We start from the raw sequence: 19,779 nt of genomic DNA, 5'->3' as shown, positions 1-19,779 counted from the left end.
ATGACCGGGACCTGACCTGCGAAGGTCTTACGTCCTCAGACCTGCACCCGGGACTCGACGGCCTCGACGATGCGCTGCACAGCATCCTCGATTGGCACGCCGTTCTCCTGCTCGCCGCTGCGGTAGCGGAACGACACGGCGTCGGCCTCGACGTCCTGGTCGCCGGCGATCACCATGAACGGCAACTTCTGCGTCTGGGCCGTACGGATCTTCTTCTGCATGCGCTCGTCGGACTCGTCGACCTCGACGCGGATCCCCCGCGCCTTGAGGCGGCGGGCGACCTCGTAGAGGTAGTCGACGTGCCGCTCGGCGACGGGGATGCCGACCACCTGCACCGGCGCGAGCCAGGGCGGGAACGCGCCGGCGTAGTGCTCGACCAGGAGCCCCATGAAACGCTCGATCGTGCCGAACTTCGCCGAGTGGATCATCACCGGCTGCTGACGCGAGCCGTCAGCGGCGACGTACTCCAGCTGGAATCCCTTCGGCTGGTTGAAGTCGTACTGGATCGTCGACATCTGCCAGGTGCGGCCGATCGCGTCGCGCGCCTGCACGGAGATCTTCGGGCCGTAGTAGGCCGCACCACCGGGGTCGGGCACGAGCTCCAGACCGGAGTCCTCGGCGACGTCGCTGAGCACCTTCGTGGCGGTCGCCCACTCCTCGTCGGAGCCGACGAACTTGTCCGGCTTGGAGTCGTCGCGGGTCGACAGCTCGAGGTAGAAGTCGTCGATCCCGAAGTCGCGGAACAGGCTCAGCGAGAAGTTCAGCAGGTGCTTGATCTCCGCGGGTGCCTGCTCCGGGGTGACGTAGGAGTGCGAGTCGTCCTGGGTCATGCCGCGTACTCGGGTGAGACCGTGGACGACGCCGGACTTCTCGTACCGGTAGACGCTGCCGAACTCGAACAGCCGCAACGGCAGCTCCCGGTACGACCGCTGCCGCGACCGGAAGATCAGGTTGTGCATCGGGCAGTTCATCGCCTTGAGGTAGTACTTGCTGCTCTCGAGCTCCATCGGCGGGAACATGCCGTCGGCGTAGTACGGCAGGTGGCCGGACAGGTGGAACAGGCCCTCCTTCGAGATATGTGGCGTCCCGACGTACTCGAAGCCCTCCTCGATGTGCCGCCGGCGGACGTAGTCCTCCATCTCTCGCTTGATCACCCCGCCCCGTGGGTGGAAGACGGCGAGGCCGGAGCCCAGCTCGTCCGGGAAGCTGTAGAGGTCGAGCTCCTGGCCGAGGCGTCGGTGGTCGCGGCGCTGCGCCTCCTCGATGCGGTGGAGGTAGTCGTCCAGCGCCTCCTTGGTCTCCCAGGCGGTGCCGTAGATGCGCTGCAGCTGCTTGTTCTTCTCGTCGCCGCGCCAGTACGCCGCCGCGCTGCGCATCAGCTTGAACGCCGGGATGCGCTTGGTGGTGGGCAGGTGCGGGCCGCGGCACAGGTCCTTCCAGGCCAGCGAGCCGTCGCGCTTGAGGTTGTCGTAGATGGACAGGCCGCCGGCGCCGACCTCGACGCTCGCGCCCTCGGCCGCGTCACCGGCCGACGACTTCAGGCCGATGAGCTCGAGCTTGTACGGCTCGTCGGACAGCTCGGCGCGGGCGTCGTCGTCGCTGATCTCGCGACGGTCGAACTTCTGGCCCTCCTTGACGATCTTGCGCATGCGGGTCTCGATCGCGGCGAGGTCCTCCGGCGTGAACGGCTCGGGGACGTCGAAGTCGTAGTAGAAGCCGTCGGTGATCGGCGGGCCGATGCCGAGCTTGGCCTCCGGGAACAGCTCCTGGACCGCCTGCGCCATGACGTGGGCGGTGGAGTGCCGCAGGATGTCGCGGCCGTCGGGCGAGTCGATGGCGACCGGCTCGACCTCGTCGCCGTCGGTGAGCTCACGAGCGAGGTCGCGCAGCTCGCCGCCGATGCGCGCGGCGATGACGTCGGGAGTCTCGCTGAACAGCTGCCAGGCCTTCGTGCCCGCCTCGATCGTCAGCTGCTCCCCCGCGACGACGACGCTGATCTGGTTCTCGGGCACGGCCCCACCTCTGTTCTCGATGACGCGCCCTACGGATGGCGCGTGCTGCTCGGCACGAGCCTAACGCCCGACGTCTGGTGGTCTCGATACACGCCCGGCCACCGGTCGTTGAGCTTGTCGAAACGACCTTTCGACAAGCTCAAGGTCCGTGGCTCATCCCAGTCTTGGCGCCCGCTAGAAGGCTGCGGACACCTCGGTGGCGACGCGCTCGCCGGCGCGGACGGCGCCGTCCATGAAGCCGGACCAGTACGTCGACGTCTCGGTGCCGGCCCAGTGGACGAGGCCGTGGGGCTCGCGGATCGTGGAGCCGAATGACGTGATGGCGCCGGGCGACGGCGACGCGATGGGCGAGCCCATAGTCCAGCGCTCGTGCGTCCAGTCCTGCTCGACGTACTCGATCGGGTTCAGCGCCTCCTTGCCGACGATCGCGGCGAACCCCTCGAGCACGGCCTTGCGGCGCTGGGCCAACGGCATCGTGCCGTAGGTCTCCCACGTGGAGCCGCCGACGAAGGCGAGCAGCACGCCGACGGATGCGTCGGGCGGCGAGTTGTCGAAGCTGACCCGCACCGCACCCTTGGTGTTGAGGCCCGAGCCGGACAGACCCTTCTTCCGCCAGAACGGCGTGGCGTAGACGGCGTCGCACTTCATCAGCGTGCCCATCGCCATCCGCTGCATGAGCTGGAGGCGGCGCGGCGGGAGGATCGGTGCGAAGTCGATGCCGACCACGAGCGGCGGCGGCACGGCGACGACGACGCGCTTGGCGCGGACGGCGCCGCGGTCGGTGACGACGTTGACGCCGGCGGCGGACTGGATGATCCGGCGGACGGGAGCGTTGAGCGCCACCCGGTCACCGAGCTGGGCCGCCATGCGCAGCGGGATCTGGCCGGAGCCGCCGACGAACCGGGAGTCCTGCGCCGCACCGGCGGTGCCGGACGAGCGCTCGAACGTGCCGGCGTTCTTCTCGTTGCCGGCCGTGGCGATGTACCAGAGGAAGAACAGCAGCGACATGTTCTTGGCGTCGGTGCCGAACGACGGCTGGAAGTACGAGAGCAGGACGTCCTGGACCTTGGGCACCACGGACGCCTGGCGGATCCACTGGTCCACCGTGATCGAGTCCCACTCCTTCGCGCGGGGCGCGGTCCACGGAGCGTCGACGGGCACCTGCTTCGACATCTGGTCGATGCGGGTCTGCAGCAGGAACGCGTCGGGCAGGATCGCCGGGTCCGGCGGCACCGTGCCCGTGTACTTCATCGGGCCGAGCAGGCCGGGGACGTAGATGTTCTTGCCGTCGACGTACTCCTTGAACGTCTCGACGCCCAGCTCCTTGGCCAGCGCGAGCACGTGGTCCTGCGTCGGGCCGACGAACGCGCCGCCCGACTCGATGACTGCACCGCCGCTCAGCGTGTGGTTGAGGACGCGGCCGCCCACGCGGTCACGAGCCTCGAGCACCAGCACCGACTTCCCTTCGGCGACCAGGTTCCGCGCGGCGACGAGCCCGGAGATGCCGGCACCCACCACGACCACGTCGACGGACGACGGCAACGAGCCGCTCGTGGTGGCCGCCTCGGCCTCCCCCGACAACGACCCGAAGGCGAGAGCCGCACCGCCGGCGGCAGCGGAACCGAGCAGGGTGCGTCGCGAGAGCGAGCGAGATTCAGTCATAGGTCCTCCATCCCGGTAGGTCAACGACGCAACTACCCGGAAGTGACGAAAGACCCGTCGAGGACCCGTGTCAGGATGGCCCCCGTGACCTCGATCGGGATCATCGGCTCAGGATTCGGCGCCATCGCCGTCGCGGTGGAGATGCTGCAGCACGGCCACGACGACGTGCGGCTGTGGGAGCGGTCGGACGACCTCGGCGGTGTCTGGCGCGACAACACCTACCCCGGCGCCGGCTGCGACGTCCCCTCCCCCCTCTACTCGTTCTCGTACGCGCCGAACCCGAACTGGTCGCGCCGCTACGCGCTCCAGGAGGAGATCCACGCGTACATCCGCGACGTCGCCGACCGCTTCGGCGTCTCGCCGCTGATCCAGTACGGCCGCGAGGTCACCGCCGCGGCCTGGGACGAGGACTCCGCCACCTGGACGGTCACGTTCGCCGACGGGTCCACGGAGACCGTCGACGTGCTGGTCAGCGCGGTCGGCCAGCTCTCGGAGCCGCGACTCCCCACGCTGGCGGGCATCGACTCGTTCGCCGGGCCGTCGTTCCACACCGCGCAGTGGGACCACGACGTCGACCTGCACGGCAAGACCGTGGCCGTCGTCGGCTCCGGGGCGAGTGCCGTGCAGCTCGTGCCGCACGTGGCCGAGCAGGCCGAGCGGCTCGTCCTGTTCCAGCGCAGCCCCAACTACCTGATGCCCAAGCCCGACCAGCCGTACACGAAGCTGCACACCACGCTGTTCCACCGCCTGCCGATCACGCAGCGGCTCGAGCGCGGCGGCATCTGGACGATCATGGAGCAGTTCGCGCGCGGCCTCGACGAGAGCTCGAGGATGGGCCCGATCGGCCACCGCATCGCGATGCGCCACCTGCACAAGCAGGTCGAGGACCCGGAGCTCCGCGCCAAGCTCACCCCCGACTACCCGATCGGGTGCAAGCGCGTGCTCTTCAGCGACGAGTTCTACCCGGCGCTGGCCCGGCCGAACGTCGAGGTCGTCACGCACGGCGTGCAGGAGGTGCGCGAGGACCGGCTGATCGACTCCACCGGCCGCGAGCACGAGGTCGACGTCGTCATCTACGCCACCGGGTTCGACTCGCAGGACTTCCTGAGCTCCATCGACGTCCGCGGCGAGGGCGGCGAGAAGCTGGCCACCCGCTGGGCCGACGGCGCCCGCGCCTACCTCGGCATGTACGTGCCCGGCTTCCCGAACCTGCTCGTCACGTACGGCCCCAACACGAACCTCGGCGGCGGCTCGATCATCTACATGCTCGAGGCGCAGGCGCGGCACATGCGGCAGGTCGTCGACCGGCTCGAGATCGGCCGGTACCGCTCGGTGCAGGTCACCGAGGAGACGGAGTCCGCCTACGACGCCGAGATCCAGGAGAAGCTCGACCACTCGGTCTGGGGCTCCTGCGAGAACTGGTACCGGCACCCGTCGGGTCGCATCACGTCGAACTGGCCGGGCGCGACGCTGCCGTTCGCCAAGCGCACCCGCACGCTCGAGCCGGCCGAGTTCGCCTGGGCCTGACGTGACGTCCTACCCGCCCGAGCCCTGGGACCTGCACGGCCACGCCTACATCGGGGTGTGGCTGCTCCCCCGCGACCGCACGCCCGCGCCGGGCGTCCCCGGCGTCAAGGTCGTGCGCATCCTCGGTCGTGCGATCGTGGCGGCGGCGTTCTTCCGCTACGAGGAGCCGAGCCCGCTCACCTACGACGAGATCATGGCGACCGTGCTCACCCGGCAGGGCCTGCGCCCGCGGGTCACGATCACCGACATCTGGGTCGACAGCCCGGCGTCGATGGCCGGCGGACGCGAGCTGTGGGCGATCCCGAAGGACCTGGCCGAGTTCGAGACCGCGCCGCACCGGTCGTACGCCGGCATCGGGATCGGGTCGCTCGCGGTGGGCCGACGCCGGCGGCTGCCGTTCATGCTGCCGATGGGCTTCCGCCTCGCTCAGGAGCGTGACGAGCGTGCCCTCGTCTCGCCGGTGCGGGGTCGCATCCGCTACGGCCTCGTGCGCGCTCGCTGGTCGTTCGCGCCAGACGGCCGCCTGGGGTTCCTCGCCGGCCGGCGACCGCTCCTGACCGTCGCGGCCACCCCGTTCCACATCCTGTTCGGCCACCGCTGACACGTAGGCTCAGGGGATGCGCCGCCTGCTGCTCGTCCTGACCGTCGCGATCCTCAGCCTGGCCGGGTGCTCGTCGGGCAGCGACGACGGCGACAAGAGGCCGGACGCGTCGGAGCCGTCGAGCAGCGCCCCCGCGGACTCTGGTGGCCCGGGTCCCGCGTGCGGTGACGTCTGGAAAGCCGGAGCGACCCTGCCCGACGACTACGAGACCTGCTACGTGAACGGCACGAAGGGCGTGCAGGACGTCATCGAGTGCGACGACGACAGCCGGCTGATCGTCTACAACAACGAGATGTTCGCCCGGACCGGGACGGAGATCGTCCGCCCGAAGGAGGCACCGCTGCAGGACCTGCCGGTGTACTCCAAGGCCTACGCGGCCTGCGCCGGGGAGTAGTTCCGAATCCCCTCCGCGAACGGCGTCCGACGCCTACGCTTCGTCCCAAGAACGTCAATCTCGGGCGGGAGTCATTGCCATGCGACGCTGGGCCATCGTGGCCGCCACGGTGCTGATGACCGGTGCGTGCACCATCCAGCCCGGAGGCCTGACCGGCAGCACCGGTGACGAGGGGCAGATCCGCAAGCAGGTCGACGTCTTCGTCGAGACCATCTTCGGCGGGCGGGGCGGCGAGGCGTACGAGCTGATGTCGAACCGCTGCCGCGCCAAGGACCCCAAGTCCACGTACGTCCGCAACTCCAAGCTCATCCACCAGAACCTCGTCGGCGACGAGGTCGAGCCGCAGGACGTGAAGATCTCCGTCGAGAGCGACCGCGCCCGCGTCACCTACACGCTGGACATCCCGCAGATCAGCGACGCCAAGCAGCGCTGGATCAAGGAGTCCGGCGAATGGCACCTGGACTCCTGCCTGTTCTGATCAGGACGCCCGCTCCGCCCGCCGCCGCTCGACGGCGTTGGACAACCGTGCTGCGGCGCGCAGCACGCGCGGCGCCCGTCGGGCCGCCCGGACCGCGAACCGGTCCATCGACGTCGCCAGGGAGTCGTCGGTCGCCAGGGCGGGCTTCCTGCCGACGCCGGTGACGGCGAACAGCTCCCACCGGCCCGGGATGCCCTTGAGGTCGCGTTCGCCGATGCTCTCGAAGGCGAGGCCGGAGCCGGCGACGAGGTCGCAGACCGTGCGCGACACCAGCACCTGACCCGGTCCCGCTGCGGCGGAGACCCGCGCGCCGGTGTGCACGGCGAGGCCCGTGACGTTCAGGCCGTCGCGCTCGAGCTCGCCGGTGTGGACGCCCGCTCGCACGGAGATGCCGAGGTCCTCGGCCTCGCGGCAGATGACCTCGGCGCACCGGACGGCCGACGTCGGGCCGTCGAAGACGCTCAAGGTGCCGTCGCCGGTGACGGTGAGCAGGCGGCCGCCGCGCGTCTCCACGGCGTGCTGGACCTGCCGCTCGTGGTCGGACCGGATCCGGCGGTACTCGGCGTCGCCCACCCGGGCCAGCAGCTCGGTGGACGACACGACGTCGGTGAACAGGACGGTGCCGAGGAAGCGGTCAGCCTCGGGCGGGTGGGGCCGGCCGGTGGCCACCTCCTCGATGTGGTCGGCGATCGGCAGCCAGGCGGAGCCCACGGAGGCGCCAGGAGGCGTCGGCGGCGGCACATGGAAGGTCGCGTTCGGGATGAGGTCGGCGACGCGTCGCACGACGGGCTCCGGCAGCGGGTTCGTCGGCACCTTGACCACGTGCGTGGGCGCCTGCACCAGCGGCAGGACCTCCTCGATGTCGAGGCCCTGCACCCACTCGAAGTAGGCACGCGCCGCGCTCGGCGTCGCCGACGAGCGCTCCAGCATCGCCATGAGCCGACGGGCCCGTGGCGTGGCGAGCGTCGAGTCCCACAGGTCGATGGTCTCCCCGGACCCCCAGTTCTCGAACGCGCGCCGGTAGTCCTCGACGAACGGCTCGATCGTCCCCGGAGGCCAGCCGTGCTGCTCCGCGTCGGTCTCGACGCCCCGCACGAGCGGGTTGACCAGCACGAGCCCCTTCACGCGGTCGGGCGCCTTGGCCGCCACGAGCGCCGCGACGCTCGACATGGCGAGGGCGCCGACCAGCGTCGCCTGCCGAACCCCGACGGCGTCCATCACTGCGAGGACGTCCTCGGCCTGCTGCTCGAGCGTCGGGACGTACGGGATGCGGTCGGACAGGCCGAAGCCGCGGGGTTGGAGGTAGATGGTGCGCGCGTACCGTGCACCGCGCTCGTAGGCGTGGTGAATGTCGGGATCGGTCCACAACAGGTCCAGGTGCTGGATGAAGTCCCACACGCACACCTGGTCCACCGGGCCGTCCCCCACCACCTGGTACGCGAGCGCGGCACCGTCCCGGTCGAGGTACTGGGTGGGCACCTGGTCCATGCCGGAAGCCTAGGAGAGCCGGACCGGAGTGACCCAGGGAACGGTTCATCCACTACCGGCCGTCGATGCTCGTGGTGGCCGGCCGGATGAACCGCCCGTGCCGCCACTTCACGACGAGCGAGCCGTCGATGGTGACCATCGCGACGAGCGCCCACCACCCGTCGTCGCGCTTCTGCCACTGCACGATGAGCCCGGGCCACGGCGTCATGTCACCGTACTGCGCGGACGGCGCGATCCAGACGTGCCGGATGCGCCGGGTCGGCGCGGGCGGGGCCGGTGACCTGTCGCCGTAGCGCCGGTTGCCGCCCATCGGCGAAGTCTAGAACAGATGTTCGATGGATCGGGACGTGATCTCGATACGCCCGCTCGCAGAGCTCGCAGGCACTCGATCACCGAGCCGCCGGTGGTCGAGTGCGCTCGCGAGCGCCAGCTGGGCGTGTATCGAGACCACCGATGAGCAGATCTCAGGCTGATCGGGTGGGCGATACTGGGTTCGAACCAGTGACCTCTTCGGTGTGAACGAAGCGCGCTACCACTGCGCCAATCGCCCGTGCGGAGAAAACCCTAACGCACCGTCCGCCCCGGTCACGAATCGCGTCGGGTCCTACGGATCGACGTCCTTGGCCGCCTCGCGGGCCCAGATCTCCTGCGCCCGACGGGTGACCGGCCCGGGCGCCGCGACCTCGCGGCCGTCGACCTTCGAGATGCCCTGCACGTCGCGGGTGGTGCCGACCAGGATCACCTCGTCGGCGTCCTGCAGGACCTCGATCGGGGCGTCCTTCTCGATGACGTCGAGCTCACCGGCGCACCACTCGAGCACGAGCGCGCGGGTGACACCGGCGAGGCAGCCGGAGTCGAGCGTCGGCGTGATCAGCTGCTCGCCGAGCACGTACATGATGTTCGAGCCGGTGCCCTCGCAGAGCAGGCCGGTGGTGTTCGGCATGACGGCCTCGGAAGCTCCGGCGGCGATGGCCGCCTCGACCATCTTCGCGTTCTCCGCGTACGACGTGGTCTTCAGCCCGGACAGGGCACCGCGCTCGTTGCGGGGCCACGGCACCGTGATGATCGAGCTCACCGACGGCGGCCGCTCGCACGCCTCGGTGACCACGACGGTGGTGAGCCCGTGGCCGCCGCGCGGCGACCCGAGCGGGCCGCGCCCGGAGGTGACGGTGACGCGGATCCGGCCGAACGGCAGGTCCTGTCCTTCCATCGTCGCGGCGACGCCCTCGCGGACGGCGCCGACGTCGGGCGTGCCGATGCCGAGACCCTCGGCAGAGCGGACGAGCCGGTCGAGGTGGCGCGTCAGCGCGAACGGTGAGCCGTTCTCGATCTTGACCGTCTCGAAGACCCCGTCGCCCACGACGAGACCGTGGTCGAGCACCCCGATCGCGGGTTGGTCCGGGGATTCCAGCAGGTGTCCGTCGAGCCACGCCTTCATCCGCCCACGGTACCTCCGGAGAGCCCTCCCCCGGTTTGGGCCGAGTCGTGCCGATCGGCTAAGGTTTCGTGTCGCCCCAGTTAGACCAGCACAGCGTCGGGGCAACGCGGACGTGGCTCAGTGGTAGAGCATCACCTTGCCAAGGTGAGGGTCGCGGGTTCGAATCCCGTCGTCCGCTCGGAGCGGGTCATCAAGCCCATCCAGCGGTGGGTTGGCCGAGAGGCGAGGCAACGGACTGCAAATCCGTTTACACGGGTTCAAATCCCGTACCCACCTCGAGCTTCACAACTGAACACCACGGGCGATTGGCGCAGCGGTAGCGCGCTTCCCTGACACGGAAGAGGTCACTGGTTCAAACCCAGTATCGCCCACCACCAGCAGCGGGCCGGAGGATTGATCTCCGGCCCGCTGTCACATCTCAGCCCCCGCGCAGCACCTCGCGCAGGATGGGCGCGTGGCTGAGGTTGAGGTCCTTCGTCGCCGTCAAGAGCGTCACCGGACCGGTCTCCGCGAGCGCTCGCAGCTCCGCCAGCGGGGGCGCGTGGTCGTCGTCCTCCAGCTCGGCTCGGTACCGCTCCTCGAACTCCGCCCGGCGCTCCGCCGTGTGGTCGAACCAGTGGCGGAGCTCGGTGGACGGGGCGATGTCGCGGAGCCAGTGGTCGAGCGCCGCGGCGTCCTTGGACAGGCCGCGCGGCCAGAGCCGGTCGACCAGCACGCGGGTGCCGTCGCCCGGCTCCGGCTCGTCGTAGACCCGCCTGACCCGGACGTCCATCAGCTCGTCCGGCCGGCGCGGGGATGGCGCTCGGCGTCGAGCGCGGCGTTGATGGCCGCACCGATGAGCACCGAGATCGACAGGACGTAGAGCCACAGCAGCACCGCGATCGGCGCGGCCAGCGGTCCGTAGATCGACGTGCCGCCCGACGAGAAGCCGAGCGCCCACCGGACGAAGTAGCTGCCGACGATCCACATCGTCAGGGTGAAGACCGCGCCCGGGAGGCCCGAGCGCCACGTCTTCTTCGCCGGCACCGACAGGTGGTACAGCGACGTCATGAAGCCGACGGACAGCACCAGCACGAGCGGCCAGTAGGCCTGGCGCAGCGACGCCATGCTGTCGGGGATGACGTCGGCCACCACGTCCGGCCCGGCGAGCACGAGCGGCACGAGCACGATGCCGATCAGCAGCGCGACCAGGTAGAGCGAGAACGACAGCGCGCGCGTCTTGACGATGCCGCGCTGTCCACCCAGGCCGTACATGATCGTGATGGTGTCGATGAAGACGTTCAGGGCGCGGGAGCCGGACCACAGCGCCAGCACGAACCCGACGGAGACGACGTCGATGCGGCCGGAGTCGAGCACGTCGTTCAGCGTGGGAGCGATGACCTTGTCGACCGTGTCGGGCGTCAGCGCCTGACCGGCGAGATCCAGGACGCGGTCCTTGAGCACGTCGACCTGGGTGACCTCGAACTGCCGCGCGACGTAGCCGATCGTGCCGGCGAGACCGAACACCAGCGGCGGCAGCGACAGGATCGCGAAGAACGCCGCCTCGGCGGCCAGGCCGGTGACGCGGTACCGGAAGCAGATGGACACGGTGCGGGTGACCAGCACCTTGACCTCGTCGAGCAGCCAGGCGAGGTCGCGTGATCGGCCGGCGGCAGAGCCGTCCGGCCGGTCTACCGGTTCCACCGCCATGGGCCCTACGGTAGCGACATGAATTCGGGACCGGCATGCGTTCACTGAGCGCCGCGGCGATCATCTCCGCCCTGACCACGTTCGTCGCCGCGCTCGCGCTGCGGGCTCCCGACGCGACCCTCTCGGTGCTCGCCGTGGCCGCGTTCGTCGCCCTCGCGACCTGGGTCGCCTCCCTGCACAGCACGGACGACGAGTCCGGTCTCGCGCTGCTCAGCCCGGCCGCCGCGCTCACCCTGGCGCTGGTCGGACGACGTTCGACCGGGCTGCTCCTGCCGCTCGTCGCCGCCCAGGTGGTCGGCGCCGTGGCGGGCGGGTTCGCCGCGCTCGGCCTGGACGACGAGCTGACCGGCACGCTGGTCTGGGACGACCCCAGCCGCGTCGCGACCGGCGTCGTCGTGGCCGTCCTCGCCCTCCTCGCCTCGTGGCTGCTGCTCGCGCTCGACAGCGGTGAGTCGCCGGCCTGGTCGGCGGCTCCCCCGCTGCTCTCCGGGGCGTCGCTGGGCGTGCCGTTCGCCGCCGCCCTCAACCCCGCCGTGGTCCTCGGTCTCGCCACGGCGGACCTCATCTCGTGGGAGATCGCCGTCATCGCGGCGATCGCCGGACTGGTCGGATCGGCGATCGGTCCGTACGCGATCACCCTCGTCACGCCGCCGGAGTAGCCCGAGGCCGGGCGTGATCCGGACCACACGAAGGACCGATCTCCGGCGGGGCCGTCGCACATCCACGCCTGCGCGTCTCGCATGACGGACGTACGTCCCGTATTTCGAGACGGACGTTTGTCCGGCGGGGATTCCGGCTCCCAGACTTGTCCCCATGCTGAGCGCTCGGACCACCTACCTCGTGGCACGTCTCCACGTGGACCTCGGTCGCGCCCGCACCATGCTGTGTCGCTGATCTCCTGATCCGAACCTGTCCCCCGTTCGTAGAGCACCAGTTCGCAGAGAGCGACCTCATGTCTGTCACCGACTCCCCCACCCCACGCGTCGCACGCCCGCGCCCGAAGCGCGGCGAGGGCCAGTGGGCGCTCGGGTACCGCGAGCCGCTGAACGCCAACGAGCAGTCCAAGAAGGACGACAACCCGCTCAACGTCCGCGCCCGCATCGAGAACATCTACTCGGTCCGCGGCTTCGACAGCATCGACCCGGGCGACATGCGCGGCCGGTTCCGCTGGTGGGGCCTCTACACTCAGCGCAAGCCCGGCATCCACGGCGGCAAGACCGCGACGCTGGAGCCCGAGGAGCTCGACGACCGCTACTTCATGATGCGCGTGCGGATCGACGGCGGGCAGCTCAGCCTCGAGCAGCTCCGCACGATCGCCGACATCTCGGTCGAGCACGCCCGTGACACCGCCGACCTCACCGACCGGCAGAACATCCAGTACCACTGGATCGACGTCCGCGACGTCCCGTCGATCTGGGAGCGCTTGGAGGCCGTCGGCCTGTCGACTCAGGAGGCGTGCGGCGACTGCCCGCGCGTCATCCTCGGCAGCCCGGTAGCCGGCGTCGCCGCCGACGAGATCCTCGACGCGTCGTCGGCCGTCGACGCGATCGAGAGCACGTACATCGGCGACAAGGCGTTCTCGAACCTGCCGCGCAAGTACAAGACCGCCATCAGCGGGCACCCCGGCCACGACGTCGTGCCGCAGATCAACGACATCGCGTTCGTCGGCGCCGTCCACCCCGAGCACGGCCCCGGCCTCGACCTCTGGATCGGCGGCGGTCTGTCGACGAACCCGATGCTGGCGCAGCGCCTCGGCGTCTGGGTGCCGCTGGACGAGGTGCCCGAGGTCTGGGAGGGCGTCACGAGCGTCTTCCGCGACTACGGCTACCGCCGCCTCCGCTCGCGCGCCCGCCTGAAGTTCCTGGTGGCCGACTGGGGCGTGGAGAAGTTCCGCGAGGTGCTCGAGACCGAGTACCTGAAGCGGTCGCTCATCGACTTCGACGACCCGGGTGCGCCCGAGACCCCGGCCGACCACGTCGGCGTCTTCCCGCAGAAGGACGGCAAGTTCTTCGTCGGCGTCGCCCCGAGCGTCGGTCGCGTCTCCGGCACGCTGCTGAACCAGATCGCCGACGTGGTCGAGGCGCACGGCTCGAACCGTGTCCGCACCACGCCGATGCAGAAGCTCCTGGTCCTCGACGTCGAGGAGGACAAGGTCGAGTCGCTCATCGCCGCGCTCGACGAGCTGGGCCTGCACGCCCGACCGTCGCAGTTCCGCCGCAACACGATGGCCTGCACCGGCATCGAGTACTGCAAGCTCGCGATCGTCGAGACCAAGGAGCGCGCCGAGCGCCTCGTCAACGACCTCGCCGAGCGCATCCCGGACCTGGACACGCCGATCACGATCAACGTCAACGGCTGCCCCAACTCCTGTGCCCGCATCCAGACGGCCGACATCGGCCTCAAGGGCATGCTCGTGCTCGACGACGACGGCGAGCAGGTCGAGGGCTTCCAGGTGCACCTCGGTGGCGCGCTCGGCCTCGACGCCGGGTTCGGCCGCAAGCTCCGGGCGCACAAGGTCACCAGCGAGCACCTCACCGACTACGTCGAGCGGCTCGTGCGGATCTACCTCAAGGAGCGCGCCGACGGCGAGTCGTTCGCCCGCTGGGTCGCCCGCGCCGACGAGGAGGCGCTCCGATGAGCTCCAGCGCACGCGCCGTCCCGTTCCACTGCCCGTTCTGCGGCGAGGAGGACCTCCGCCCGCACGGCGAGAAGCACGGCCAGTGGGAGTGTCGCTCCTGTCAGCGAGCCTTCAGCTTGTCGTTCCTCGGCATCCTCAACCCCCAGCACGACCCGACCTCTGGAAGGAGGACAGCACCGTGACCGCACCAGCACTCATCGCTCTGGCGCACGGCAGCCGCGACCCGCGTTCTGCCGAGACCATCACTGCCCTGACGGAGACTGTGGCGTGCATGCGTCCTGGCCTCCGCGTGGAGCCGGCGTTCCTCGACCTCAACGAGCCAGACTTCGACGCCGTCGTCGACCGGCTGGTGGCCGAGGGCCACGGCGAGATCGTCGTCGTCCCGCTCCTGCTGACCGAGGCGTACCACGCCACGAACGACGTCCCGGACGTCGTCGACGCGGCGCTGCGGCGTCACCCCGGCGTCAAGATCACCGTCACGAAGGTGCTCGGCGTCGAGCACGCGTTCTTCCAGGTGCTCGACCAGCGTCTCCGCGACGTCCTGGCCCAGCACCGTGTGCGGGAGCTCGACGCCCTGGTGCTCGCCGGTGCGGGCTCGTCGGACCCGGTCGCCAACGCGGCGATCGCCCGGGCGGCCCGTGCGTGGGGTGCCCGGCACAAGCTGCCGACGATCGCGGCGTTCGCGTCGAGCGCTCCCCCGGCCGCCGGTGAGGCCGTGCGCACGCACCGTGCGGACGGACGCCGGCACATCGCCGTGGGCATGCTGTTCCTCGCACCCGGCCGGCTGACCGACCGGGTCAAGGAGCTGGCGCTCGAGGCCGGCGCGGTCGCCGTCGCAGAACCCCTGGGGGCCGACGAGATCGTCGCCGAGGTCGTCCTGGCCCGCTACGCCGTGGGCGCCGTCGACCTGGTGCCGCTCGAGGCCGCCTTCGCCTGACGCTCGACCTCGGGGTGCGCCCGTACGCTTCGTCCATGGACGAGGCCCTGTACGCGTACCCCGAGGCCGACCGGCCCTGGGTGCGGACGAACTTCGTCTGCACGGTCGACGGCGCCGCCTATGACGTCACCGGGGTCACCGGGACGCTCGGCGGCGACATCGACTCCGAGGTGTTCCAGCTCCTCCGGAGGCTGGCCGACGTCATCGTCGTCGGCGCCGGCACCGCGCGCATCGAGCGCTACGGACCGGCCGACGTCCCGATCGCCGTCGTGAGCCTGAGCCTGGAGGTGCCGGACCGGCTCCGGGCGCCGGGCCAGGTGGTGGTCACCACCGAGGACGCCGACGCGGACGGGCAAGCGGTCCTGCGCGAGGCCGGCGTCGAGGTGATCGCGCACGGCGAGGTCGAGATCGACTGGGACGCCGTGCTGGCCGACTTCGACGCCCGTGGTTGGCGAAAGATCCTCTGCGAGGGTGGCCCGACCCTGCACGGCGAGCTGCTCCGCCGCGACCTCGTCGACGAGGTGTGCCTGACCGTCGCGCCGGTCGTCGCGTCGGGCGACGCGCCCCGCATCTCGCACAGCCGGCACGCCGTCCACCACGGCATGACGCTCGGCCACGCCGAGGCCGTCGGCGACGTCCTGCTGACGCGGTGGGTGCGCGACCGGTCGTAGAGTGGAAGTACCCCGGCGAAGGGAGTCGCCATGTACGACGTGGCCCTGCTCATCGAACGCCAGCTCACCGACCTGGACGCCGATCAGCTGCTGTCCCTGCACGAAGGTCTCGACGAGACCGTCACCTACCACCTGCTCCTTCCCGTCGACACGTCGTCGGCACTGCTGGCGTCGTCGATGAGCGCCCTCGGCGGTGGTCAGATCGTGTCGATCGGCGACGCCGACGTGATCGCCGACGTCCAGGACGAGATGACCACGAGCGGCCAGGCCGAGCTCGACGCCAGCGCCGCCCTCCTGACCGGCCGTGGCCAACAGGTCACCGCGACGCTCACCGAGGACGACCCCGTGCAGGCGCTGTGCGCGCTCGTCGAGTCCACCAGCGCGGCGGAGGCCATCATCCTCACCGAGCCCCACGTGGTGCGCGAGTTCCTCCACCTCGACTGGACGTCGCGCGCCAAGCGGGCCCTCGACGTCCCCACGCTGCACCTGCTGGAGCACGTCCCGTTCTCCGCCCAGGCACCCTGATCCGTCACCGGCTCGTCATCTCCGCGGACGGGGTTCGCCTTCCGCTGCTCGGTAGTCTTGAGGCATGGCCCACCCCGTCGAGAAGACCGATGACGAGTGGCGCTCCGAGCTGAGCGCCGCCGAGTACCACGTGCTCCGAGAGGCCGGCACCGAGCGGCCGTTCAGCAGCCCGTTCGAGACCGACGACACCGTCGGCGTCTACGCGTGCCGCGCCTGCGGCGCCGAGCTGTTCCGCAGCGAGACCAAGTTCGACGCCCACTGCGGCTGGCCGGCGTTCTACGCCCCGCTGGCCGAGGACCGCGTCGAGTACCTCGAGGACCGCTCGATGTTCGGCGTCCGTACCGAGGTGCGCTGCGCCAACTGCGGCTCCCACCTGGGCCACGTCTTCGAGGGTGAGGGCTTCGACACCCCCACTGACCAGCGCTACTGCATCAACGGCATCAGCCTGACCCAGGTCCCCGACGCCAGCAAGGACGACGTGGTCTCGACCAGCTCGACCACCGAGGGCTGACGCAACCACCGGTCCTTGAGCCTGTCGAAAGGACGTGGTTTCGACCAGCTCAACCACCGAGGGCTGAAGCTCAACCACCGAGGGCTGACGCAACCACCGGTCCTTGAGCCTGTCGAAAGGACGTGGTCTCGACCAGCTCGACCACCGAGGGCTGACCTAGGGCCAGAGCGTGGTCAGCTCGGCGACGGTGTGCGCCTTGCCCGTGTAGAACGGGATCTCCACGCGCACGTGCCGGCGGGCGCGGCTGGCGCGCAGCTCGCGCATGACGTCGACGATGCGGTGCAGGTCGTCGGCCTCAAAGGCGAGGATCCACTCGTAGTCGCCGAGGGCGAACGACGCGACGGTGTTGGCGCGGACGTCCGGGTACTCGCGCGCCTGCATGCCGTGCTCCCGCAGCATGTCGCGACGCTCCTCGTCCGGCAGCAGGTACCACTCGTACGACCGCACGAACGGGTACACGCACACCCACGCGCGGGACTGCTCCTCGGCCATGAACGCGGGGATGTGCGACTTGTTGAACTCGGCCGGCCGGTGCACGGCGGTCTGCGACCAGACCGGCGCCATCCGGGAGCCGAGCGCGGTGCGGCGGAAGGCGTTGTAGGCCGACTGCAGGGCCTCGGCCGTGGGGGCGTGCCACCAGATCATCAGGTCGGCGTCGGCGCGCATGCCGCTGACGTCGTACGTGCCGCGCACGACGACGTCGTCGTCGCCGAGCTTGGCGATCAGTGCGTCGACCTCGGCCGCCTCGGTGGCGCGGTCCGCGTCGCCGAGCACGCGATCCAGTCGGAAGACGGACCACATCGTGTAGCGGATGGTCTCGTTGATCTCTTTCGCCAGCTTGCCCTTGTTCTCGACCATGTCTTCAGTGTCCCAAGTCCGACAACAGACGGGACACCGCCTCGCGTGCCGACGCGATCACGGCCGGGATCCCGACGCCTCGGTAGGCGGCACCGCACACCTCCAGGCCGGGAACCGCGGCGACCGCACGGTCGATGACCGCGACGCGATCCAGGTGGCCCACCTCGTACTGCGGGAGCGCACCGCCCCAGCGCTGGACGTGCCACGCCGCCGGGTCGGGCAGACCTCCGACGACGGCGCGGAGGTCGGCCAGCGCGGCGTCGGCGACAGTCGCGTCGTCGGAGTGCAGCAGGGTGGTCTCGCCGGCTCGGCCGACGGACGCCCGCAGCACCGTGCGCCCGAGCTCGGCCAGCCAGGCCCACTTGTTCGACGAGAACGTCGCGCCCTTGATGGCGGTGCCGTCGACCGGCGGGACGAGGAAGCCTGAGCCGGGGAGCTCGACGTCGGCGTCGATCACGAACGTCACGATGGCGACGCTGGCGTACGTGAAGTCGGCCAGCTCGAAGGCCGCCTCCGGTGCCGCTTCCGCCAGAATGCGGCCGGACGCCGGTGCGGGGGCCGCGACGACCACCGCGTCGTACTGCTCGGTGCCCCGGCTGGTGACGACGTCCCACCCGGTCCCGGACCGCGACAACCCACGCACGACCGTGCCCAGCCGGATGTCGACCTCGTCCGCGATAGCGGTGGTCACGGCTTCCGGCAGCCGTCCGACGCCACCGACCAGTCCGGCGAACACCGGCCCGGGTGTCGGGGTCGTGGCGGCGGCCGCGGCGAGCGGATCAGGACCGAGAGCCTTGAGCTGCGCGCCGGCCGACGCGAGGGACAGGGCATCGGCATGCCCGGCGTAGACGCCACCGAGCAGCGGCTCGACCAGCCGGTCCAGCACCTCGGTCCCGGCACGCTCGGACACGTACTCCGCGACGGAGATGTCCTCGTCCGGCACGGCGACCGACCGCTGCTCGACCGTCACGAAGTCGACGGGCTCGGCCGGCACGCCCATCACGGTGCGCGGCAGGCGGTGCAGCTCGCCGCGCGACCAGATGGAGGCCTGCGTCGTGGCGGCGTCGACGAGGTGCTCGCCGATCCCCGCCTGACGGCTGAGGTCCAGGGCCTCCGGACGACGCTGCAGCATCGCCTCGGCGCCGACGTCGAGCGTCACGCCGCCGACGTCCTCGCGGCGGAGCTTGCCGCCGATCCGGTCGGACCCCTCGAGGAGGACGGTGTCGACGCCCGCGCGGCTCAGCTCGAAGGCCGCCGTGAGACCGGCGATCCCGCCTCCGACGACGGCGACCCGCATCAGCTCTGGGCGTGGACGAAGTCGACGAGCCTCGCCAGGGCCTCGGGATCGGTCTCCGGCAGCACGCCGTGGCCGAGGTTGAAGATGTGGCCGGGCGCCTTGCGGCCGGCCGCGATGATGTCGGCCGCCTTCGCGTGCACGACCTCCGTGGGCGCGAACAGCAGCGTCGGGTCGAGGTTGCCCTGCACGGACTTGCCGGGCGCGATGCGCTCGACCGCCTCGTCGAGGGGGACGCGCCAGTCGACGCCCACGACCTCGGCACCCGCGTCGCCCATCGCGCCGAGGAGCTCGCCGGTGCCGACGCCGAAGTGGATGCGCGGCACGCCGAGGTCGGCGACCGAGGCCAGCACCGCGGCCGAGTGCGGCGCGACGAACGTCTGGTAGTCGGCGAGCGGCAGGGTGCCGGCCCAGGAGTCGAACAGCTGGATCGCGGACGCGCCGGCCTCGATCTGCGCCCTCAGGAACTGCCCGGCGATGGCGGCCAGCCGGCCGAGCAGGGCGTGCCACAGGTCGGGCTCGGAGTGCATGAGCGCCTTGGTGACGCGGTGGTCGCGCGACGGGCCGCCCTCGATCAGGTACGACGCCAAGGTGAACGGCGCCCCGGCGAACCCGATGAGCGGCGTGTCGCCGAGCTCCTCGGTCAGCGCGGTGACGGCGTCGGTGATCGTGCTGACGTCGTCGGGCTCGACGTCACGAAGCTGGTCGAGCTGGTCGCGACGGCGGATCGGGTCGGCGATCACGGGACCCGTGCCGGGCACGATGTCCAGGTCGACGCCGATGGCCTTGAGCGGCACCACGATGTCGGAGAAGAAGATCGCCGCGTCGACGCCGAGGCGGCGGACCGGCTGCATGGTGATCTCCACGATCAGGTCCGTGCGGAAGCAGGACTCCAGCATCGGGACGCCCTCGCGCAGCTTGCGGTACTCCGGGAGCGAGCGGCCGGCCTGGCGCATGAACCACACCGGGACGTGATCGGCGGCCTCGCCGCGGGCGGCGCGCAGGAAGGCGCTGTCAGACAGGGTCACCCCCCAATCCTCCCAGGTGGGGCCATGC

At 70.6% G+C, this 19,779-nt stretch carries 21 protein-coding genes and 4 tRNA genes; 14 read left to right on the top strand and 11 right to left on the bottom strand.

Translation table 11 applies throughout. From position 1 onward, the window contains the following. Positions 1 to 35 precede the first annotated feature (35 nt). Positions 36 to 2,012 (bottom strand): threonine--tRNA ligase, encoded by a 1,977-nt coding sequence (gene thrS, locus FHP06_RS01455; RefSeq protein WP_147683089.1) that lies wholly within the window; start codon positions 2,010 to 2,012, stop codon positions 36 to 38. A gap of 174 nt (positions 2,013 to 2,186) precedes the next feature. Beyond that, entirely contained in the window at positions 2,187 to 3,674 is a 1,488-nt protein-coding gene (locus FHP06_RS01450; protein WP_147683087.1) for a flavin monoamine oxidase family protein, read from the bottom strand. Between the two features lie 84 nt (positions 3,675 to 3,758). Here FHP06_RS01450 and FHP06_RS01445 point away from each other — a divergent pair, with 84 nt between their 5' ends. The 4 genes from FHP06_RS01445 to FHP06_RS01430 all read left to right on the top strand — a co-directional run bounded on the left by FHP06_RS01445 (position 3,759) and on the right by FHP06_RS01430 (position 6,674). Then, positions 3,759 to 5,201 (top strand): flavin-containing monooxygenase, encoded by a 1,443-nt coding sequence (locus FHP06_RS01445; RefSeq protein WP_222706317.1) that lies wholly within the window; start codon positions 3,759 to 3,761, stop codon positions 5,199 to 5,201. A 1-nt stretch (position 5,202) separates the two neighbouring features. Next, on the top strand, positions 5,203 to 5,802 hold the full coding sequence (locus FHP06_RS01440; RefSeq protein ID WP_147683083.1) for an acetoacetate decarboxylase family protein: 600 nt from the start codon (positions 5,203 to 5,205) through the stop codon (positions 5,800 to 5,802). 16 nt (positions 5,803 to 5,818) lie between these two features. Then, positions 5,819 to 6,196 carry a hypothetical protein gene (locus FHP06_RS01435; protein ID WP_147683081.1) on the top strand — a complete coding sequence of 126 codons (378 nt, stop codon included), beginning with the start codon at positions 5,819 to 5,821 and terminating at the stop codon, positions 6,194 to 6,196. 79 nt (positions 6,197 to 6,275) lie between these two features. Further along, positions 6,276 to 6,674 carry a hypothetical protein gene (locus FHP06_RS01430; protein ID WP_147683079.1) on the top strand — a complete coding sequence of 133 codons (399 nt, stop codon included), beginning with the start codon at positions 6,276 to 6,278 and terminating at the stop codon, positions 6,672 to 6,674. Here FHP06_RS01430 and FHP06_RS01425 read toward each other — a convergent pair whose 3' ends face one another. The 4 genes from FHP06_RS01425 to FHP06_RS01410 all read right to left on the bottom strand — a co-directional run bounded on the left by FHP06_RS01425 (position 6,675) and on the right by FHP06_RS01410 (position 9,600). Further along, positions 6,675 to 8,162, bottom strand: coding sequence for an adenylate/guanylate cyclase domain-containing protein (locus tag FHP06_RS01425; RefSeq protein WP_147683077.1), 1,488 nt, complete (start codon positions 8,160 to 8,162; stop codon positions 6,675 to 6,677). Between the two features lie 52 nt (positions 8,163 to 8,214). After that, positions 8,215 to 8,472 (bottom strand): hypothetical protein, encoded by a 258-nt coding sequence (locus FHP06_RS01420; protein WP_147683075.1) that lies wholly within the window; start codon positions 8,470 to 8,472, stop codon positions 8,215 to 8,217. Between the two features lie 168 nt (positions 8,473 to 8,640). Then, positions 8,641 to 8,712, bottom strand: a tRNA-Val gene (locus tag FHP06_RS01415). 54 nt (positions 8,713 to 8,766) lie between these two features. After that, the gene (locus FHP06_RS01410; protein WP_147683073.1) at positions 8,767 to 9,600 is read right to left on the bottom strand and encodes an aminotransferase class IV; all 834 of its coding nucleotides are present in this window, start codon (positions 9,598 to 9,600) and stop codon (positions 8,767 to 8,769) included. 106 nt (positions 9,601 to 9,706) lie between these two features. Between FHP06_RS01410 and FHP06_RS01405 the strand changes: the two genes are divergently transcribed. From FHP06_RS01405 to FHP06_RS01395, 3 genes are all read left to right on the top strand, one after another. Then, positions 9,707 to 9,778, top strand: a tRNA-Gly gene (locus tag FHP06_RS01405). Positions 9,779 to 9,805: 27 nt separating this feature from the next. Further along, positions 9,806 to 9,876 (top strand) — tRNA-Cys (locus FHP06_RS01400). Positions 9,877 to 9,899: 23 nt separating this feature from the next. After that, positions 9,900 to 9,974, top strand: a tRNA-Val gene (locus FHP06_RS01395). Positions 9,975 to 10,018: 44 nt separating this feature from the next. Here FHP06_RS01395 and FHP06_RS01390 read toward each other — a convergent pair. Together FHP06_RS01390 and FHP06_RS01385 are read right to left on the bottom strand one after the other, a co-directional pair. Then, complete coding sequence (locus FHP06_RS01390) at positions 10,019 to 10,372, bottom strand: DUF488 domain-containing protein (RefSeq protein ID WP_147683071.1); 354 nt, start codon at positions 10,370 to 10,372, stop codon at positions 10,019 to 10,021. After that, a complete protein-coding gene (locus tag FHP06_RS01385) occupies positions 10,372 to 11,289 on the bottom strand; it encodes a YihY/virulence factor BrkB family protein (RefSeq protein WP_147683069.1) in 918 nt (305 codons plus the stop codon). Before FHP06_RS01385 ends, FHP06_RS01390 begins: the two co-directional genes overlap by 1 nt. A gap of 35 nt (positions 11,290 to 11,324) precedes the next feature. Between FHP06_RS01385 and FHP06_RS01380 the strand changes: the two genes are divergently transcribed. The 7 genes from FHP06_RS01380 (at position 11,325) to msrB (ending at position 16,571) form a co-directional block, all read left to right on the top strand. Next, positions 11,325 to 11,948 (top strand): hypothetical protein, encoded by a 624-nt coding sequence (locus FHP06_RS01380; protein WP_147683067.1) that lies wholly within the window; start codon positions 11,325 to 11,327, stop codon positions 11,946 to 11,948. A 293-nt stretch (positions 11,949 to 12,241) separates the two neighbouring features. Next, the gene (locus FHP06_RS01375) at positions 12,242 to 13,927 is read left to right on the top strand and encodes a nitrite/sulfite reductase (protein WP_147683065.1); all 1,686 of its coding nucleotides are present in this window, start codon (positions 12,242 to 12,244) and stop codon (positions 13,925 to 13,927) included. Further along, complete coding sequence (locus FHP06_RS01370) at positions 13,924 to 14,109, top strand: hypothetical protein (RefSeq protein WP_147683064.1); 186 nt, start codon at positions 13,924 to 13,926, stop codon at positions 14,107 to 14,109. Before FHP06_RS01375 ends, FHP06_RS01370 begins: the two co-directional genes overlap by 4 nt. Further along, entirely contained in the window at positions 14,106 to 14,864 is a 759-nt protein-coding gene (locus tag FHP06_RS01365; protein ID WP_147683062.1) for a sirohydrochlorin chelatase, read from the top strand. The genes FHP06_RS01370 and FHP06_RS01365 overlap by 4 nt, the downstream gene beginning before the upstream one ends. 35 nt (positions 14,865 to 14,899) lie before the next feature. Next, positions 14,900 to 15,535, top strand: a complete 636-nt coding sequence (locus FHP06_RS01360; protein WP_147683060.1) for a dihydrofolate reductase family protein — start codon at positions 14,900 to 14,902, stop codon at positions 15,533 to 15,535. A gap of 30 nt (positions 15,536 to 15,565) precedes the next feature. Beyond that, positions 15,566 to 16,060 (top strand): hypothetical protein, encoded by a 495-nt coding sequence (locus FHP06_RS01355; RefSeq protein WP_147683058.1) that lies wholly within the window; start codon positions 15,566 to 15,568, stop codon positions 16,058 to 16,060. A 64-nt stretch (positions 16,061 to 16,124) separates the two neighbouring features. Further along, positions 16,125 to 16,571 (top strand): peptide-methionine (R)-S-oxide reductase MsrB, encoded by a 447-nt coding sequence (msrB, locus tag FHP06_RS01350; protein ID WP_147683056.1) that lies wholly within the window; start codon positions 16,125 to 16,127, stop codon positions 16,569 to 16,571. Positions 16,572 to 16,727: 156 nt separating this feature from the next. On the opposite strand, the gene hemQ is transcribed toward msrB, so the two are convergent. From hemQ to hemE, 3 genes are read right to left on the bottom strand one after another with little or no spacing between them, the layout of a single operon-like run. After that, positions 16,728 to 17,429, bottom strand: a complete 702-nt coding sequence (hemQ, locus tag FHP06_RS01345; RefSeq protein WP_147683054.1) for a hydrogen peroxide-dependent heme synthase — start codon at positions 17,427 to 17,429, stop codon at positions 16,728 to 16,730. A 4-nt stretch (positions 17,430 to 17,433) separates the two neighbouring features. Next, positions 17,434 to 18,726, bottom strand: a complete 1,293-nt coding sequence (hemG, locus tag FHP06_RS01340; protein WP_147683052.1) for a protoporphyrinogen oxidase — start codon at positions 18,724 to 18,726, stop codon at positions 17,434 to 17,436. Continuing rightward, positions 18,726 to 19,745 (bottom strand): uroporphyrinogen decarboxylase, encoded by a 1,020-nt coding sequence (gene hemE, locus FHP06_RS01335; RefSeq protein ID WP_222706338.1) that lies wholly within the window; start codon positions 19,743 to 19,745, stop codon positions 18,726 to 18,728. The genes hemG and hemE overlap by 1 nt, the downstream gene beginning before the upstream one ends. Positions 19,746 to 19,779 lie beyond the last annotated feature (34 nt).

It is taken from the genome of Aeromicrobium terrae, assembly GCF_008039565.1.
GTDB classification, from domain to species: Bacteria; Actinomycetota; Actinomycetes; order Propionibacteriales; family Nocardioidaceae; genus Aeromicrobium; species Aeromicrobium terrae.
The sequence above is the reverse complement of the archived record's forward strand: the minus strand, read 5'-3'. Positions and strand labels throughout refer to the sequence as shown.

Coding starts and splice junctions, on each gene's coding strand:
- FHP06_RS01390 (WP_147683071.1), bottom strand. CDS start 10,372: ATGGACGTCCGGGTCAGGCGGGTCTACGACGAGCCGGAGCCGGGCGAC.
- msrB (WP_147683056.1), top strand. CDS start 16,125: ATGGCCCACCCCGTCGAGAAGACCGATGACGAGTGGCGCTCCGAGCTG.
- FHP06_RS01360 (WP_147683060.1), top strand. CDS start 14,900: ATGGACGAGGCCCTGTACGCGTACCCCGAGGCCGACCGGCCCTGGGTG.
- FHP06_RS01420 (WP_147683075.1), bottom strand. CDS start 8,472: ATGGGCGGCAACCGGCGCTACGGCGACAGGTCACCGGCCCCGCCCGCG.
- FHP06_RS01385 (WP_147683069.1), bottom strand. CDS start 11,289: ATGGCGGTGGAACCGGTAGACCGGCCGGACGGCTCTGCCGCCGGCCGA.
- FHP06_RS01410 (WP_147683073.1), bottom strand. CDS start 9,600: ATGAAGGCGTGGCTCGACGGACACCTGCTGGAATCCCCGGACCAACCC.
- FHP06_RS01430 (WP_147683079.1), top strand. CDS start 6,276: ATGCGACGCTGGGCCATCGTGGCCGCCACGGTGCTGATGACCGGTGCG.
- FHP06_RS01435 (WP_147683081.1), top strand. CDS start 5,819: ATGCGCCGCCTGCTGCTCGTCCTGACCGTCGCGATCCTCAGCCTGGCC.
- hemG (WP_147683052.1), bottom strand. CDS start 18,726: ATGCGGGTCGCCGTCGTCGGAGGCGGGATCGCCGGTCTCACGGCGGCC.
- FHP06_RS01450 (WP_147683087.1), bottom strand. CDS start 3,674: ATGACTGAATCTCGCTCGCTCTCGCGACGCACCCTGCTCGGTTCCGCT.
- FHP06_RS01355 (WP_147683058.1), top strand. CDS start 15,566: ATGTACGACGTGGCCCTGCTCATCGAACGCCAGCTCACCGACCTGGAC.
- FHP06_RS01370 (WP_147683064.1), top strand. CDS start 13,924: ATGAGCTCCAGCGCACGCGCCGTCCCGTTCCACTGCCCGTTCTGCGGC.
- FHP06_RS01425 (WP_147683077.1), bottom strand. CDS start 8,162: ATGGACCAGGTGCCCACCCAGTACCTCGACCGGGACGGTGCCGCGCTC.
- FHP06_RS01380 (WP_147683067.1), top strand. CDS start 11,325: ATGCGTTCACTGAGCGCCGCGGCGATCATCTCCGCCCTGACCACGTTC.
- FHP06_RS01375 (WP_147683065.1), top strand. CDS start 12,242: ATGTCTGTCACCGACTCCCCCACCCCACGCGTCGCACGCCCGCGCCCG.
- hemQ (WP_147683054.1), bottom strand. CDS start 17,429: ATGGTCGAGAACAAGGGCAAGCTGGCGAAAGAGATCAACGAGACCATC.